Below are 15,128 nucleotides of genomic sequence, written 5' to 3' on the forward strand. Positions count from 1 at the left end.
GAGCCTATTCTTGGAAAAAGTTCATGTCATAACAGGTACGGAAGGCGCGGTTAGCGGCATGGCCGTTGACTGACAGGCGGTCTGTCGTCTTGACTTCCGGATTGGGCAGGGCTGAAGTGGACAGGACATTGCCCTGCAAGTCATAACTGACGTCGCCGAGGGTCTGGGTCTTTACGGTCTGGGCTTTAAAATTGTAGAAGAAATTGTTATCATAACCTTGGACCGTATTGTTGGCATAATCATAGGTCACGACAGTAGCCCGGATGATATAGTACGGCGGATCGTAGCGGACGGACTGAATGGTGTTCATGTCGATATACGATTCGGTCGTGTCGTTGTGACCGACTTGGACGAAGCGGGGATTATCGTCGAGAAAGGTAGCCGATGCCATAAAGCTGAACAGGCAGGCGAAGGTAACGGCCAGGGTTGCGATTTTTTTTAACATAAGATTACTTCCTTTCTGGCTGCCTTGTTTACAAGAGGGGCAGCCGTAGTTTATATTTATATTATATAAGAATTGCCAGACATTACAAGAACATATATTTTTCAAGTAGGACTTTTGCCCTTTCAGGTCGAATAGTATAATTATAAGAGGTGATCATATTGGATGTGATATATATTGGTTTGCCATTTTTCTTTTGGCAGGAAGACGAGTCGGAGCACGGCCTCGATGTTCACGTGACGGAAGGTTTTCAGAAACTGGATTTCCACGTGTATCCCCTCAATGCCGGCGACGATGCGGAGGAAATCTGTTCCGCCTATAATTGGCATACGTCTTTTGTCGATGAAGAGGCCGATATGGCCCCGTCAGAAGAATTTATTTCAGAGCACGTCTTGTGGGACGACTTCCGCCTGCTGTACATTTCGGCAGCGGCGGCTACTTCCGACGATGAGTACACGCAGTTCGTCTGCCATACGGCAGAACAGGCTAAAGAGAGCGGCCTCGTCGTCGCAGCCGAAGTCGTGGACTGCGATTTCGATGAAGATGACCCATACCCCTGGCGGGATAAGGCGACGGTCCTCTGGTCCCGCAGCGAAATCCTGCCATCAGGCGGCCCGGCCTGTGCCGTGCGCCTGGCCCTGGGGGACGGCATCACCGTTGCCAGTCAGGACGGGGAACGGTCCTATGAGGCTCAGGTCGTCAGTGAATGTTTCATCCCTGCGTTCTTACAAGGATTACTGGAAGGGCGCGATCCCTTTTCTATCATAGAATCTTATGTGTCTTAAGTTAGGAGGTTATTCATCTTGAATAGTAAAAAAATGGAAGAACATCCCTTGCGGGCGGCGATTCTCACGATCAGCAACAGCCGCAGCTTTTCCGACGATACGAACGGCCTGCTCATTCAGTCGGCTTTGGCCAACTACGGCCATCAGGTCGTCGACTATCAGATTGTCAAAGATGACAAGGCCGAAATCGAACGCCATCTCCATGAATGGGTCTGCAGCGTCGACCTGGTCATCACCAGCGGCGGTACGGGCCTGGCCAAGCGCGACGTGACCATCGAAACGGTGGAACCCCTGTTCGATAAGAAAATTCCGGCCTTCCAGTCGATGATGACGTATTTTGCCTATCGCCGGGCCTGCGGTGTCCAGGCCATGGCCTACCGGACGACGGCTGGCATCATCCACCAGTGCCAGGTCTACTGCCTGCCGGGACTGCCGAGCCTCATCAAGATCGGTATGGAAAAAGTCATTTTGCCGGAAGTCTTTCATTTGTATTCGGAAATCAAGAAGTAAATGGAAACATCTAACATCATCCTTGTCACCGGCGGGGCGCGGAGTGGTAAAAGCGCCTTTGCCGAACGCTATGCTGCCGCCCTTCCCGGGCGGCATGCTTATGTGGCGACAGCCCGCATCTTCGATGAAGAAATGGCCCGGCGCATCGCCGCCCACCGCCGGCGCCGGCCGTCATCGTGGCAGACCTGGGAAATCCCGGAAGACCTGCCGGGGACGATGGAACGGTTGTGCCGGTCGTCAGATGTGGTCCTCGTCGACTGCCTGACTCTTTATTTTTCTAATTATCTCTTTGCTCACGACGGTGAAGCCGATGAAGTCCTCATCGACGGGGCCCTGGCTGAACTGAAAACTGTCATGGCCGCCTTTCGCCAGGCTGGCGTGACGGCTATCTTCGTCACCAACGAGCTGGGCTGCGGCATCGTTCCCATGGAGCATGTGAGCCGTTTGTACCGCGACCTCATCGGCAAGATCAATCAGGCTGCGGCAGCCGAAGCCGATGAAGTCTATTTGTCTGTCTGCGGGATTACGACGGAGCTGAAACAGCGGGCTGTCCGTCTGCCGGAGGTGAAACGATGAAAGCTTTTCTCATTGCCTTGCAGTTCTTATCGCGTATCCACCTGGCCTCGCAGAGCGTCTGGCGCGATGAGGACTTTGGCCGGTCTGTCTTGTTCTTTCCCGTCGTCGGCTTGATCATCGGCTTACTCCTGGCGGCGCTCTACGGAGCGTCGTCTTTCCTTTTCGACGCTTTTGGCCGGTCGGCCCTGGTCGTCGCCTTCTGGTTCTACCTGACCGGCGGACTCCACGCCGATGGCTATATGGATACGGCGGACGGCCTCTTTTCCGGCCGCAGCCGCGAACGGATGCTGGAAATCCTCAAGGACAGCCGCGTCGGTGCCGGCGGCGTAACGGCCTTCGTCTTCCTGGTCCTCCTGAAAGTGGCTTTCCTCAGCCAGCTGACGCCAGACGCAGCCCTGCCGGCCCTCATCGGGATCCCGGCAGCAGCCCGCTTCGGGACGCTGATCAGCATCTTCCAGTTTCCCTATGCCCGACAGCAAGGGCTGGGGAAGGCTTTCGTCACCTATGCGCCAGCCCATACCGTAGCGAAAGCTTTCGTACTGGCCCTGGTGCCGGCTTTCCTTTGCGGGCCTTTTTACCTGGGCCTGTTAGGGGCGGCCATGCTGTTGTCCTTGTGGGCTAATTTCCATATCAGCCGCAAACTGGGTGGCGTGACGGGCGATACGTATGGTGCCGTCCTCGAAGGCAGCGAAATGGCCCTGCTACTGGTGACGGCTGTCGGTAGCAGGCTGGCCGATTTCTTGCTATAATGAAAGGGCACGAAGGTTGAACCACTTATAGGAAAATACACGGAGGAACACGATGATAAAATTATATTTAGCACGTCATGGCGAAACAGCAGGTAATGTCCAGCAGTGGTACCAGGGGTCGACTGATGTACCCCTCAATGAACATGGACTGGAACAGGCGAAATGCCTGGGAGAATTTTTCCGCCATGTCCATCTCGACGCCGTCTACAGCAGCACGCTCCAGCGCGCCAAGACGACGGCCGAATGTGTAGCCGCGCCGCACCATTTGGACGTCATCGCTTATGACGAACTGAAGGAAGCTGATTTCGGCGTCTGGGAAGGCCATACATACCAGGAAATCACGACCCAGTGGCCGGGTGAACTGGAAGCGGTCTATGCTTCGGACGGGACCTTGCCGGCCCGGGGCGGTGAATCGTTCTGCCAGGTCCGCGACCGGACACTGAAGAAGACACGGGAAATCTTGTCGCATCACAAAGATGGCGACAGCGTCTTCATGGTATCCCACGGGGCGGCGATCCGCTGCCTGCTCTTTGGCCTGCTGGGCCTCGATATGAAGCGTATCTGGTGCTTCCAGCAGTTCAACACGGCTTTTAACATCATCGAATATTATGGCGACCGCAATGTCATGACCCTCATGAACTGCACGCAGCATCTGGAAGGCCTGACGGGGTATCAGCCCCAGTGGGACAAGATGCCGTCGCTCTAAGGAGGTATTATGGCAAAGACTATGCGCCTCGATAAGCTTCTGGGCCATACGGGCTGGGGGACGCGGCGGGAACTGAAGGAATTGTGCAAAGGCGGCCATGTGACTATGAATGGTACCGTCTGCCTCGACAGCAGCCAGAAAGTCGACCCGGCAGCTGATGTGATTGCCGTCGACGGTCAAATCGTGGGCTACGAAGAACATATCTATCTCATGCTCTATAAGCCGGCCGGCGTCGTATCGGCGACGGAAGACAACGTGTCGCCGACGGTCATCGGCCTCTTGCCGCGCCAGTATCAGGGCGCCGGCCTGTTCCCGGTCGGCCGCCTCGATAAGGATACGACAGGCCTCCTGCTCATCACCAACGACGGGACCTGGGCCCATGGCATTACGTCGCCCAAGAAGCACATGGACAAGATATACGATGCCGTCGTCGAAGGCGATATCCCACCTGATATGGGCCAGCGCTTTGCCGATGGCATCGTCCTTGACGATGGCCTGCACTGCCTGCCGGCCAAGGCCGTCCAGACCGGCCCCCGGTCCCTTACGGTCGTTGTCCAGGAAGGAAAGTTCCATCAGGTCAAGCGCATGTGTGCTGCCGTCGGCCTGAAGGTCGTCCAGCTGCACCGCCGCTCCGTCGGCAGCGTCGTCCTCGATGAAGGTTTGGAGCCGGGCCAGTTCCGCCCGCTGACCGATGAGGAGCGGGAAGCCTTGAAAGGACGGGGGCGGTGATTTGCAATTCCACCTTTTCAGCAGGCGGAAAATATGGTATTATAAAATATGATTGAATTAATATAGGGTGATACTATGATAGAACAACGAATTGCCCGCCTGCGCGCTTTCCTGCAAGAACACGATGCAGACGGCGTCATTATCGTCCAGCCGGAAAATCTGCGTTATTTCAGTGCCTTTACAGGCGGTGAAGGCGCACTGGTCATTGGCCTGGATCAGGCTGTATTGTGGACTGATTCCCGTTATACGGAACAGGCTGCCAACCAGTCCGGAACCTGGTACGATATCAAAAACCACCACAATGCCTTATCGTCATCCATCCGCTCGTCCTTGAACGACATGGAAATCGGCGTGGCAGGTTATGAAGAAAATTTCCTGACTCATTTCATGTACGAAAATATTTCCGATGGAGCTTTATGCGGCTTCCTGCCCTGTGATTTGACCAGTCTGCGGGCTGTGAAGGAACCGTATGAGCTGAAGGCGACGCGCAAGGCCAGCAATATTGCCGACCGGGCCTTTGCCGATTTATTGCCGTACATCAAGCCTGGCGTCACGGAAAAGGAACTGGCTGCCCGCCTGGAAAGCAATATGCTGCTTCTCGGGTCGGAAGAAAAGTCCTTTACGACTATCGTCGCCTCAGGCAGGCGTTCGGCCATGCCTCACGGTACGGCCAGCCCGAAAGTCATCGAAGCCGGTGATTTTGTTACCTTCGATTTCGGTGCTGTCTGGGAAGGCTACCATTCGGACATCACCCGGACTGTCGTCGTCGGCAAGGCGTCGCAGGCCCAGAAGGATTTCTATAATCTCATCCTGGAAGGGCAGAAGCTGGGCGTATCCCTCGTCAAGGCCGGCGTTTCCCGCCGCGAAGTCGATTTTGCCGTGCGCAATTACTTCGCCCGCTATCACGTCAGCCAGTATTTCACTCATTCCCTGGGCCACGGTACGGGCCTGGAAATCCATGAACAACCGGTCCTGTCGCCGAAATCGACAGGCGTACTCGAAGAGAATATGATAGTCACGGTAGAACCGGGACTGTACATAGAAGGCAAGTTCGGCGTCCGCATTGAGGATTCCGTTGCCGTTACAGCCAACGGCTGTGAAATTTTAACCAAAACACCCAAAGAATTGATGGAGCTGTTATAGGAGGAGTTTACACATGATTACAAGTAATGATTTCAGACCAGGCGTAACTATCGAAATCGACGGCCAGGTATGGCAGGTCGTTGAATTCCAGCACGTAAAACCGGGCAAGGGCGCTGCTTTCGTCCGCGCTAAGATTAAGAACCTCGAAACGGGCGCTGTTGTCGAACGTACCTGGAATGCTGGCGAAAAAGTACAGGACGGCCACGTTGACCGCCGCCAGATGCAGTACCTCTATGAAAATGAAGGCATGTACTGTTTCATGGATAACGAAACATACGAACAGATCGAATTGAACAAAGACAACCTCGGCGACGCTGTCCATTTCCTGAAAGAAGAAATGAACGTTTCCGTCATGATGTTCAAAGGCAAAGTCATCGGCATCGATCTCCCGGCTGCTGTTGAACTGAAAGTCGTTGAAACCGATCCGGGTGTCCGCGGTGATACAGCGACAGGCGGCAGCAAACCGGCCAAACTGGAAACGGGCTATGTCGTCAAAGTACCGCTCTTTATCAATGAAGGCGAAGTTCTCCAGATCGACACGAGAACCGGCCAGTATATCGGCAGAGCATAAGGTATCCAAGGGGCTTCGCACGTGCGACAGCCCCTTTTGTGGACTAAAGGGGTGATTCCCATGGAAACAACTGAAGTGAATGAATGGGGAAGTATCCATATTTCCCAGCGCGTCATTGCATCCATTGCGGCCCTGACCGCGGCCAAAGCGGCTTATGTCGCCGACTTGGGAATGAATATTGCCGAAGCGGCGGCCGAGAAATTAGGACGTACCTTGCCGGGGCGCGGCGTCGATGTCACCATCGAGGGCCAGCGCATCGAGCTGACGGTCCGCCTGGTCATCCGCTATGGCTGCCGTATTCCCGACGTAGCCCTGGAAGTGCAGAAGTCCGTCAAGGATGCCGTCGAAAAGGCGACGGCCTGCACGGTTACGGCGGTCCACATCATTGTACAGCAGTTGGTTTTCGAGGAGGATCGTCACGATGGATGAAGAACAGGATTTTGCCTATGCCGTCAGTGAAAAGGCCCTGCGCCATATCGCCGAGACGGCCGGCCGCGAGGTACCGGGCGTCGTCGCCATCCGCAGCCGCAGCGTATCGGTCGCAGGCGGTATCGTCCGTGTCCATCTGGCTGTCCGTGCCCGTTATGGCGGAGATTTGCACCATCTGGCCTTAGCTGTCCAGCAGCGGGCAGCCGCTGTGATTGAAGAGATGGCTGAACCGGAGGGACTCGATATTTCCGTCACCATTGAAGACCTGGCCTTTCCGCCAGCTGAATAAGTTATGAACACAGGAGGAAACTCGTGAGCAGACATAAAGCGCGCCAGCAGGCGCTCGAACTTTTATATTCCCGTGAATTTCACGGAGAAAACGATATCCAGTACAGCGAACAGGAAATCCTGGAAAACGATTACGTCACGACCGATACCTTGACCGAAGACGGTCCGGAACTGAGTGACCAGGAACGCGATGCCTATTGCACGTATCTCGTCGAAACGACGACGGAACACCGCGATGAACTGGATGACATCATCCGCTCCTTTGCCAAGGGCTGGGACATCGAACGGATGAACCGCACGGACCGCAACATCCTGCGCCTGGCCTTGTGCGAACTCGTGTACCCGAAAGAAACGCTGGCACCGTCCATCGTCCTCAACGAAGCCGTCATCCTGGCCAAGGAATTTAGCGGCGATAAATCGGCACGGTTCGTCAATGGCATCTTGGGTGCCTATGTAAGGTCGAAGGCCTGATGGACGTCTTTCTCGGCATCGATACGAGTTGTTACACGACGTCCCTGTGCCTCGTCGATGACGCTTATGAAGTCGTCGCCGACGAACGCATCATCCTGAGCGTCGCAAAGGGCGGCCGTGGCCTGTCCCAGTCCAACATGGTCTATCAGCATACGCGGAATCTGCCGGTTCTCTTTGAACGGCTGGCAGGCATCCTGTCTCGTGCTCATATCCGGGCCATTGCCGTGACTGACCAGCCACGGCGCCGTGACGATTCCTATATGCCGGCTTTTTTGGCCGGTCTCGGTTATGCCCGGGCCCTGGCAGCCGTCTTAGGCGTCCCTTTATACCGCCTGAGCCATCAGGAAAATCATCTTCTCGCCGTCCTGCGCAGCCTGGGCCATATCGGTACGGATCCTTTTTACGGCATCCACTTGTCCGGCGGGACGACGGACCTGCTGCGGGCCGTCCCGGATGAACGGGGCCTCGACATCACCCGCATCGGCGGTACCAGCGATATCAGTGCCGGCCAGTTCATCGACCGCATGGGCGTGGCCCTGGACCTGCCGTTTCCGGCGGGCATCCATGTCGATAAGCTGGCTCAGACGGTAAATCCGCCTGTCAAAGGAGCCCATGTCTTCTGCCGCGATGGCCAGGTCAGCTTTTCCGGGCCGGAATCGCAGGGACAGCGGCTCGTGGCTTCCGGCGGGGAAGACCCGGCCCGCCTTTGCAGCTGGACACTGTCGACGGTCTGGCGCGGCCTGGAGAGCCTCCTCGATTACGCGGCAGCCGATGGCATGAAACATCTCGTCGCTGCCGGCGGCGTCATGTCCAACGCCTATTTGCGCCATCAGATGAGCGATTATTGCCGCTGCCATGGCATACGCCTGGATCTGGCTGCCGATGGCTTCAGCGCCGATAATGCCTCGGGCGCAGCCTTCTGGGCTGCCGTACAGGAAGGGAAGAAATCATGAAATATGCATCGGTTACGGACGTCGTCCGCCGCATCAAAGAGGATATCCACGGTGATTACCGCCTGCAGAGCCTTGCCATGGAAGGGAATATCATCGGCCTCAAGCGGGCGTCGAACGGCCATTATTATATGAATATCCGCGACGATCAGTGTTCCATCCGGGCCATTGTGTTCCGCAGCCGCGTGACGGCAGCGGTCCGGGCGGTCCGCGAAGGGGACCATGTCGTCGTCATCGGCGCCGTCAATGTCTATGAAAAAGGCGGCGCCCTTTCCTTTATCATTGAACAGCTCTTTTCTCAGGGTACCGGGTCCTTGCAGGCCCAGTACGAACGCATCAAGAATGAACTGGCCGCCCAGGGCTATTTCGACAGCAGCCACAAGAAGGAGCTGCCGCGGTTCCCCTGGCGCGTCGGCGTCCTGACGTCGAAGACGGGGGCCGTACTCCACGACATCTATAAGATTGCCGGCGAACGCAATCCCTATGCCGACATCGTCCTCCATCCCATCCCCGTCCAGGGCGACGGCGTCGATACGGCCATTGCCGCTGCTATCGAAGCGATGGGCCGGCGCAAGGACCTGGACGTCCTCATCGTCGGCCGCGGTGGCGGCTCCATGGAGGATTTGTGGTGCTTCAACAGCCCGGCCGTGGTCAAGGCCATTTATGGCGCTAAGGTGCCGGTCATTACGGCTATCGGTCATGAAACGGACACGACCCTGGCTGACTACGCAGCCGATGTGCGGGCGGCGACGCCGACCCATGCGGCGGAAATGGCTTTCTTCGATGTCCGTGAAGCGGAACTGGACCTGGCTGCCCTGGCAGACCGGGCTTATGAACGGGTCATGGCCTGCATCGAAGACCGCCAGCGACTGGTCGAACAGGCGGCAGGCCGGCTCAACTTGAAGCGATATGATGCTTTCCTGGCGATGAAAGAAACCCATCTGTCGGGCCTGATGCAACAGGCTGACCGGCAGCTGCAGCTCCAGTTAGAACAGAAACAGGGAAAGCTGAATACCCTGACGGCGTCTTTGCAGGCCCTGAATCCGGCAGCCCTCGTGCGCCGCGGATACGGCCAGCTCATGCAGCAGGGCAAGATCCTTACAGATATCCACAGCGTGTCGCAAGATTCGCCGCTGACGATACAAGTCGTCGACGGGACGATTACGACGGCTGTTAAAGAGGTGGACATATATGGCAAGAACGACTGATAAATTGAAGAGTTTTGAAAGCAATTATGAAAAATTGGAACAGCTCGTACAGGAACTGGATGCTCCAGACTTGACGCTGAAGCAGTCCCTCGATTTATATGAAAAGGCCATCAAATTATCCCAGTCCTGCGAAGGAGCCCTGGAATATGCCCGCCAGAAAGCGCAGGCCCTGGCCGACGTCCGGGACGATAAGGATGATAGCGGCGAAGAACCGATCGAAGGGGTGCTGGACTTATGACTTTCCAAGATTATCTGGCAGCGCAGCGGAAACGCGTCGATGATTACCTGGCCCAGGTATTGACGACAGAACAGCCGCGTTTTTCCAAGCTCTACGAAGCCATGAACTACAGCCTCCTGGCCGGCGGCAAGCGCATCCGTCCGGTCCTCCTGCTGGCGACAGTAGAAGCCCTGGGGCAGGATGCCGCACCTTATACGGGGCTGGCCTGTGCCCTGGAATGTATCCATACGTATTCGCTGATCCACGACGACCTGCCCTGCATGGATGATGACGATCTGCGCCGGGGCAAGCCGACGAATCATGTCGTCTACGGGGCGGGTCTGGCGACCCTGGCCGGTGACGGCCTGCTGACCTTTGCCTTCGAGCTCATGGCCAGCCAGAAAGGCATTGCACCGGATAAATTGAACCGCTGTATCGCCGTCATCGCCAGAGCAGCTGGCCCGGCCGGCATGGTCGGCGGCCAGGCTTTCGATTTGGCATCTGACGGAGACATGGCCATCGGTCGGGAGGGTATGGAACTCCTGCATCATTCCAAGACAGGCGTCATCTTCAAGGCCGCTATCGATATGGCCGCTATCGTCGCCGAGGCTTCGCCGCAGCAAAGGCAGGCTTTGGATGCCTATGCATCGTACATGGGCCTGACCTTCCAGATTACCGACGATATCCTCGATGTCGTCGGCGACGAAGCCCTGCTGGGCAAACCCGTCGGCAGCGATGCCCGCAACGACAAGGCCACGTATGTGACTATCTTTTCCCTGGACGAAGCCCGGCGCATGGCCTGTGAAGCGGCAGATAAAGCCGTCCAGGCCCTGGAACCGTTAGGGCCGAAAGCCTGGTTCCTCAAGGAATTGGTCGAGCATCTGCTGGTTCGCGTTCATTAGTGTGAGAGGGGTATTACATTTATGCAGCATAAAGAACGATTAGACGTGCTTCTCGTCAGCCGCGGCTTGTCTGAGAGCCGGGAAAAGGCCAAGGCGACCATCATGGCCGGCTTGGTCTTCGTTGACAACCAGCGCGTCGATAAGGCGGGTACGAAGCTGCCCGTCGATGTAGAAATCACGGTCAAAGGGAATCCGATCCCTTATGTCGGCCGGGGCGGCCTGAAATTAGAAAAAGCCATGGAAACGTTTCCCATCGATTTGACGGGCAAGACTATGATGGATATCGGCGCCTCGACAGGCGGTTTTACGGACTGCGCCCTCCAGCGCGGGGCGGCCAAGGTCTTTGCCGTCGATGTCGGCTATGGCCAGCTGGCCTGGAAGCTGCGGACCGATGACCGCGTCGTCAATATGGAACGGACCAATATCCGCAACGTCACCGTCGCAGATATCGGCGAACCTGTCGATTTCATTTCCATTGACGTATCCTTCATTTCCCTGCTGAAAATCATGCCGGCTGTGGAACCGCTGCTCAAAGAAGGCGGTACCATGGTCACTCTCATCAAGCCTCAGTTCGAAGCGGGCCGGGAACACGTCGGTAAAGGCGGCATCGTCCGCGATATCCAGGTCCACCGCGACGTCATCCGCCACGTCACGGACGGCATCGCCGCCTGCGGTTTGTCGCCGCTGGGCCTGACCTTCTCGCCCATCAAAGGGGCTGATGGCAATATAGAATATCTCTTGTACAGCCGTAAAGACAATCCCTGCCATAACGATATCACTGACGCCGTTGTCGATGACATCGTCGGTAAATCCCATGAAATGTAGGTGATCCCCATGCGTATCGGTATTTTCCCGAACCTCGTCAAACGCGAAAGTGCTGCCATCGTCCAGCAGATGATCAAAATTTGCGAAAAATATGGCATTGAATACTATCTGCCGGCTTATGTCAGCGAGAGCCGCCAGCCGGCCTATCAGCGCATCGGCGCTGAACACCTGCGCCCACGCATGACGATTTACAGCACCATCGACGTAGCCATGGTCCTCGGCGGCGACGGGACCATTCTCAAGATGGCCAAACAGTTTGCCGAAGCCGACATCCCGGTCTGCGGCATCAATCTCGGCTCGCTGGGCTTCCTTTACGAAGTCGAGACCAAGAACCTGGAAAAGCGCATGGAAGATATCCTGGCCGGCCGCTATTTCCTGGAAGAACGGATGATGCTCCATTCGGAATTGTGCTATGAAGACGGACTGGTCCAATCCCTGCCCGATGCCCTCAACGACATCGTCATCGGCCACGGCAATGTAGGTAAGCTCATCCGCATCGACCTCAGCATCAACGGCCATTTCATCCAGCAGTATCCCGGCGACGGCCTCATCGTAGCGACGGCGACGGGGAGCACGGGCTATACCTTCTCCAGCGGCGGCCCTATCGTCGCGCCCAGCGTGCCCTGCATCATGGTCACGCCCATTTGCCCGCACTTGCTGCTCAAAGTACCCCTGGTCCTGCGCGATGACGACCAGGTATCGGTGACGGTGGCCAACAGCCGCAACAGCGTCCGCGTCTCCGTCGACGGCATGATGGACCAGGAACTGATGCGCAATATGACCCTTCAGGTCCGCAAGTCCGACCACGTCCTCAAGATCATCCGCTTCAACAAGAACTATTTCTACAGCAATTTATTCACGAAAATGATGGGAAATGATTAATATGTATCCATTCCGCAATGCCGTTACCGTCTCTCATATGATGATGGAACCCTATGCCCGCCAGGCTCATGTCCTCGTCGACATGACCTGCGGCAATGGCCATGATACGGCTTTCCTGGCCCGTCTCATGCCGGACGATGCCGTCCTCTACGCCTTTGATATCCAGCCCTGTGCCATTGACCATACGCAGCAGCGCCTGCAGCAGGAAGGGCTGGACGGGAAGCACGTCGTCTGCACCTGCGGTTCTCACGACGAACTCCTGGCCCGGATACAGGAAAACGTGGATTTAATGGTATTCAATCTGGGCTATTTGCCGTCAGGCGACCATAAAATCCATACAAATTGTGAAATAACACTAAAAGCTATGAAAATAGGCTTGAATAAAATTGCGATAAATGGGATAATTATGATAGCAGCTTATCCCGGTACCGAAGCCGGGGCTCGCGAAGAACAAGCGCTGCGGTCGTATTTACAGACCATACCCCAGCAGGACTTCCATATTTCGTCCTGGCAGCCCGTCAATGAGGTGCATTGTCCACCCGTATTATATATTGTACAGAAAAGAGGGAAACGTCATCATGAAGAGATTCCGTTACACTAAGATTAAAGAAATTGTCCAGTCCCGTCCCATCGAAACGCAGGAAGAATTAGCCAAGGCCTTGCAGGAAGAAGGCATCGAAGTCACACAGGCTACGGTTTCCCGCGACATTAAAGAACTCATGCTCATCAAGGTTCCGACCAGTGACGGCCATTACCGCTATGCCTTGTCGCCGGAACAGAATATGCTCATGTCCAAGAACCGCATGGCCCGCCTGTTCCAGGACTCCATCGTCCGCGTCGATTCGGCGTATAACCAGATCATCGTCCACACCCTGCCCGGTTCGGCCAATCCCATTGCCGCCGCGATCGACCACGCCCGCTGGGAAAATGTCATCGGCACCCTGGCCGGCGATGATACGGTCCTCCTCATCGTCAAGGACACGGAAACGGTTCCGAAACTGGTCAAGCTTATCGTATCGCTGATGAAGGAATGAGGCCCTTATGCTGCAGTCCCTGCACATCCACAATTTTGCTCTGATTGAAGACCTGCACCTTACTTTTGGCGACGGGGTGACGATTTTTACCGGCGAAACAGGCGCCGGCAAATCGATTCTCCTCGACGCCATCGGTATGCTGGCAGGCAAACGCGCATCGGCATCGTTCGTCCGCCACGGGACGGACTCGTTCCTCGTCGAAGGCGCGTTCTTTTTTTCTGCGTTGCCTGAAGGCCTGGAACAGCTCCTGGAGGCCAACCACATCGAAGTCGATGAAGGGCAGCTCATCATTTCCCGCCAGTTCCCGCGCAGCGGCCGCGGGACCATCCTGGTCAACGGGACGCTGGTACCGACGGCAACTTTGCGGCGGCTGGGCGAGTACCTGCTGGATATCCACGGCCAGTTCGACAACAGCCTGATTTTCAACCCGTCTTATCACGTGGCTATCCTCGACGGCCTTACGGCAGACGTCCGTCAGGCCCGTCAGGACTACGATGGATTATACCGCCAGTGGCATGAGACGGAAGGGGAAATCAAGGCTTTGCGCCATGACGAAAGTGAAAAGGCGCGGATGCTCAGTATCCTGGCGTTCCAGATCAAGGAAATCGAGGGAGCCGCTCTGAAAGAAGGGGAAGACGACGAACTGGAGCAGAAAATCAACAAGGCGTCCCATGCCGAACATATCAAGGATAATCTGAAGGAGGCCATGTTCGCCCTGGAAGGGAGTGAACGCCAGCCCGGCGTCATCGAGCAGATTGAGACCATCCACCGCAGTCTGGAAAGGGCCTCGGCTTACGATGAAGCTTTCAGTGCCCTGGCTGGGAAAGTCGAGACCTTGTCGTATGAAATCGAAGACGTCCACGACGGCCTTTTGCGCTATGCCGATTCTTTTGATTTCGATGAACGGGCTCTGGATGCCATGCAGTCCCGCTTGGCGTCGATTGAAAAGCTCAAGCGCAAGTACGGTTTCACTGTCGCCGATATCCTGCAGTTCCTGGCCAAGGCCAAGGCCGATTATGAACGGCTCGACCAGTCCGAAAGCCATCTGGCCAAGCTGGAAGAGAAACTGGCCCGTGAAGCCGAAGCCGTGCGCCAGCAGGCCCAAGTCCTGGCCGCTGCCCGCCGTGAGGCCGACAGCCAGTTCAGCAAGGCCATGACGGCGACGCTCAATAAGTTGGGCATGCTGAACAGCCGCATCGCCTTCCATATCGAACCGATGAAGGACATCACACCGGATGGTTCCGCCGGCATCGAACTTTATTTCTCGGCCAATACGGGCGAAGCCATGCAGCCCTTGGCGAAAATCGCCTCGGGCGGCGAAGTATCGCGTATTGCCCTGGCCTTGAAGACGGCCGGCCCCGAACGGACGACGGGCAAGACCATGATTTTCGATGAAATCGACGTCGGCATCAGTGGCCAGACAGGCCTGCAGGTCGCCGACCATATCCGCCAGCTCTCCGGGCAGGGCCAGGTCTTCTGCATTACCCACCTGCCACAGACGGCGGCCATTGCCGACCACCATTACTTCATTTATAAGAAAGAAATGGACGGCCGCACGGTTACCCAGGTCCGGGGCCTCTCGGAGGGGGAACACGTCCTGGAAATCGCCCGCATGTTCGCCGGCAACGATACGACCAAGGCCAGCATCGAAGCGGCCCGCCAGATTGTAAAGCAAGTCAAGGGCAGGTAATGCCCTTGACTTGCGATTCGA

Annotated in this window: 21 protein-coding genes; 20 read left to right on the top strand and 1 reads right to left on the bottom strand. The window is 56.3% G+C overall.

Features of this window, described 5'->3' with window-relative positions; all coding sequences use genetic code 11:
* Positions 1-4: 4 nt before the first annotated feature.
* On the bottom strand, positions 5-445 hold the full coding sequence (locus NOS26_RS07360) for a hypothetical protein (RefSeq protein WP_022498319.1): 441 nt from the start codon (positions 443-445) through the stop codon (positions 5-7).
* Positions 446-624: 179 nt separating this feature from the next.
* On the opposite strand from NOS26_RS07360, the gene NOS26_RS07365 reads away from it, so the two are divergent.
* From NOS26_RS07365 to recN, 20 genes are all read left to right on the top strand, one after another.
* Positions 625-1,227, top strand: coding sequence for a hypothetical protein (locus NOS26_RS07365; RefSeq protein ID WP_255917451.1), 603 nt, complete (start codon positions 625-627; stop codon positions 1,225-1,227).
* A gap of 18 nt (positions 1,228-1,245) precedes the next feature.
* Positions 1,246-1,737 carry a molybdenum cofactor biosynthesis protein B gene (locus tag NOS26_RS07370; protein ID WP_014015954.1) on the top strand — a complete coding sequence of 164 codons (492 nt, stop codon included), beginning with the start codon at positions 1,246-1,248 and terminating at the stop codon, positions 1,735-1,737.
* Entirely contained in the window at positions 1,738-2,313 is a 576-nt protein-coding gene (gene cobU, locus NOS26_RS07375) for a bifunctional adenosylcobinamide kinase/adenosylcobinamide-phosphate guanylyltransferase (protein WP_014015955.1), read from the top strand.
* Positions 2,310-3,062, top strand: a complete 753-nt coding sequence (gene cobS / locus NOS26_RS07380; protein WP_014015956.1) for an adenosylcobinamide-GDP ribazoletransferase — start codon at positions 2,310-2,312, stop codon at positions 3,060-3,062. Before cobU ends, cobS begins: the two co-directional genes overlap by 4 nt.
* Before the next feature lie 52 nt (positions 3,063-3,114).
* A complete protein-coding gene (locus NOS26_RS07385; RefSeq protein ID WP_074786848.1) occupies positions 3,115-3,768 on the top strand; it encodes a histidine phosphatase family protein in 654 nt (217 codons plus the stop codon).
* A 9-nt stretch (positions 3,769-3,777) separates the two neighbouring features.
* Positions 3,778-4,497: a pseudouridine synthase gene (locus NOS26_RS07390; protein ID WP_255917452.1), complete on the top strand. Its 720-nt coding sequence runs from the start codon at positions 3,778-3,780 to the stop codon at positions 4,495-4,497.
* 75 nt (positions 4,498-4,572) lie between these two features.
* Positions 4,573-5,640 (top strand): Xaa-Pro peptidase family protein, encoded by a 1,068-nt coding sequence (locus NOS26_RS07395; RefSeq protein ID WP_022498322.1) that lies wholly within the window; start codon positions 4,573-4,575, stop codon positions 5,638-5,640.
* Positions 5,641-5,653: 13 nt separating this feature from the next.
* A complete protein-coding gene (gene efp, locus NOS26_RS07400) occupies positions 5,654-6,211 on the top strand; it encodes an elongation factor P (RefSeq protein ID WP_014015960.1) in 558 nt (185 codons plus the stop codon).
* Positions 6,212-6,271: 60 nt separating this feature from the next.
* Positions 6,272-6,640 carry an Asp23/Gls24 family envelope stress response protein gene (locus tag NOS26_RS07405; protein WP_014015961.1) on the top strand — a complete coding sequence of 123 codons (369 nt, stop codon included), beginning with the start codon at positions 6,272-6,274 and terminating at the stop codon, positions 6,638-6,640.
* A complete protein-coding gene (locus tag NOS26_RS07410; protein ID WP_014015962.1) occupies positions 6,633-6,929 on the top strand; it encodes a hypothetical protein in 297 nt (98 codons plus the stop codon). The genes NOS26_RS07405 and NOS26_RS07410 overlap by 8 nt, the downstream gene beginning before the upstream one ends.
* A gap of 23 nt (positions 6,930-6,952) precedes the next feature.
* Positions 6,953-7,399: a transcription antitermination factor NusB gene (gene nusB, locus NOS26_RS07415; protein ID WP_014015963.1), complete on the top strand. Its 447-nt coding sequence runs from the start codon at positions 6,953-6,955 to the stop codon at positions 7,397-7,399.
* On the top strand, positions 7,399-8,352 hold the full coding sequence (locus NOS26_RS07420; RefSeq protein WP_014015964.1) for a peptidase: 954 nt from the start codon (positions 7,399-7,401) through the stop codon (positions 8,350-8,352). The genes nusB and NOS26_RS07420 overlap by 1 nt, the downstream gene beginning before the upstream one ends.
* A complete protein-coding gene (gene xseA, locus NOS26_RS07425) occupies positions 8,349-9,557 on the top strand; it encodes an exodeoxyribonuclease VII large subunit (protein WP_036203597.1) in 1,209 nt (402 codons plus the stop codon). The genes NOS26_RS07420 and xseA overlap by 4 nt, the downstream gene beginning before the upstream one ends.
* Positions 9,541-9,795, top strand: a complete 255-nt coding sequence (xseB, locus tag NOS26_RS07430; RefSeq protein ID WP_014015966.1) for an exodeoxyribonuclease VII small subunit — start codon at positions 9,541-9,543, stop codon at positions 9,793-9,795. Before xseA ends, xseB begins: the two co-directional genes overlap by 17 nt.
* Positions 9,792-10,676, top strand: a complete 885-nt coding sequence (locus tag NOS26_RS07435) for a polyprenyl synthetase family protein (RefSeq protein WP_255917453.1) — start codon at positions 9,792-9,794, stop codon at positions 10,674-10,676. The genes xseB and NOS26_RS07435 overlap by 4 nt, the downstream gene beginning before the upstream one ends.
* Before the next feature lie 21 nt (positions 10,677-10,697).
* On the top strand, positions 10,698-11,501 hold the full coding sequence (locus NOS26_RS07440; RefSeq protein ID WP_014015968.1) for a TlyA family RNA methyltransferase: 804 nt from the start codon (positions 10,698-10,700) through the stop codon (positions 11,499-11,501).
* Between the two features lie 9 nt (positions 11,502-11,510).
* Positions 11,511-12,383 carry an NAD(+)/NADH kinase gene (locus tag NOS26_RS07445; protein WP_014015969.1) on the top strand — a complete coding sequence of 291 codons (873 nt, stop codon included), beginning with the start codon at positions 11,511-11,513 and terminating at the stop codon, positions 12,381-12,383.
* Positions 12,376-12,984, top strand: coding sequence for a class I SAM-dependent methyltransferase (locus NOS26_RS07450; protein ID WP_027894892.1), 609 nt, complete (start codon positions 12,376-12,378; stop codon positions 12,982-12,984). The genes NOS26_RS07445 and NOS26_RS07450 overlap by 8 nt, the downstream gene beginning before the upstream one ends.
* Positions 12,962-13,417 carry an arginine repressor gene (gene argR / locus NOS26_RS07455; RefSeq protein WP_014015971.1) on the top strand — a complete coding sequence of 152 codons (456 nt, stop codon included), beginning with the start codon at positions 12,962-12,964 and terminating at the stop codon, positions 13,415-13,417. The genes NOS26_RS07450 and argR overlap by 23 nt, the downstream gene beginning before the upstream one ends.
* A gap of 7 nt (positions 13,418-13,424) precedes the next feature.
* Positions 13,425-15,107, top strand: coding sequence for a DNA repair protein RecN (gene recN, locus NOS26_RS07460; RefSeq protein ID WP_036203608.1), 1,683 nt, complete (start codon positions 13,425-13,427; stop codon positions 15,105-15,107).
* The last annotated feature ends 21 nt before the right edge of the window (positions 15,108-15,128 follow it).

Origin of the sequence: Megasphaera sp. SC8-1 (assembly GCF_024436295.1) — a bacterium.
Lineage (GTDB): Bacteria > Bacillota > Negativicutes > Veillonellales > Megasphaeraceae > Megasphaera > Megasphaera elsdenii.

What these genes read in the sequence shown, in the direction of transcription:
- recN (WP_036203608.1), top strand. Translation starts at nt 13,425, where the DNA reads ATGCTGCAGTCCCTGCACATCCACAATTTTGCTCTGATTGAAGACCTG.
- xseB (WP_014015966.1), top strand. Translation starts at nt 9,541, where the DNA reads ATGGCAAGAACGACTGATAAATTGAAGAGTTTTGAAAGCAATTATGAA.
- cobU (WP_014015955.1), top strand. Translation starts at nt 1,738, where the DNA reads ATGGAAACATCTAACATCATCCTTGTCACCGGCGGGGCGCGGAGTGGT.
- NOS26_RS07405 (WP_014015961.1), top strand. Translation starts at nt 6,272, where the DNA reads ATGGAAACAACTGAAGTGAATGAATGGGGAAGTATCCATATTTCCCAG.
- NOS26_RS07360 (WP_022498319.1), bottom strand. Translation starts at nt 445, where the DNA reads ATGTTAAAAAAAATCGCAACCCTGGCCGTTACCTTCGCCTGCCTGTTC.
- efp (WP_014015960.1), top strand. Translation starts at nt 5,654, where the DNA reads ATGATTACAAGTAATGATTTCAGACCAGGCGTAACTATCGAAATCGAC.
- NOS26_RS07390 (WP_255917452.1), top strand. Translation starts at nt 3,778, where the DNA reads ATGGCAAAGACTATGCGCCTCGATAAGCTTCTGGGCCATACGGGCTGG.
- NOS26_RS07410 (WP_014015962.1), top strand. Translation starts at nt 6,633, where the DNA reads ATGGATGAAGAACAGGATTTTGCCTATGCCGTCAGTGAAAAGGCCCTG.
- NOS26_RS07385 (WP_074786848.1), top strand. Translation starts at nt 3,115, where the DNA reads ATGATAAAATTATATTTAGCACGTCATGGCGAAACAGCAGGTAATGTC.
- NOS26_RS07440 (WP_014015968.1), top strand. Translation starts at nt 10,698, where the DNA reads ATGCAGCATAAAGAACGATTAGACGTGCTTCTCGTCAGCCGCGGCTTG.
- NOS26_RS07420 (WP_014015964.1), top strand. Translation starts at nt 7,399, where the DNA reads ATGGACGTCTTTCTCGGCATCGATACGAGTTGTTACACGACGTCCCTG.
- NOS26_RS07435 (WP_255917453.1), top strand. Translation starts at nt 9,792, where the DNA reads ATGACTTTCCAAGATTATCTGGCAGCGCAGCGGAAACGCGTCGATGAT.
- cobS (WP_014015956.1), top strand. Translation starts at nt 2,310, where the DNA reads ATGAAAGCTTTTCTCATTGCCTTGCAGTTCTTATCGCGTATCCACCTG.
- NOS26_RS07450 (WP_027894892.1), top strand. Translation starts at nt 12,376, where the DNA reads ATGATTAATATGTATCCATTCCGCAATGCCGTTACCGTCTCTCATATG.
- xseA (WP_036203597.1), top strand. Translation starts at nt 8,349, where the DNA reads ATGAAATATGCATCGGTTACGGACGTCGTCCGCCGCATCAAAGAGGAT.
- NOS26_RS07395 (WP_022498322.1), top strand. Translation starts at nt 4,573, where the DNA reads ATGATAGAACAACGAATTGCCCGCCTGCGCGCTTTCCTGCAAGAACAC.
- NOS26_RS07445 (WP_014015969.1), top strand. Translation starts at nt 11,511, where the DNA reads ATGCGTATCGGTATTTTCCCGAACCTCGTCAAACGCGAAAGTGCTGCC.
- argR (WP_014015971.1), top strand. Translation starts at nt 12,962, where the DNA reads ATGAAGAGATTCCGTTACACTAAGATTAAAGAAATTGTCCAGTCCCGT.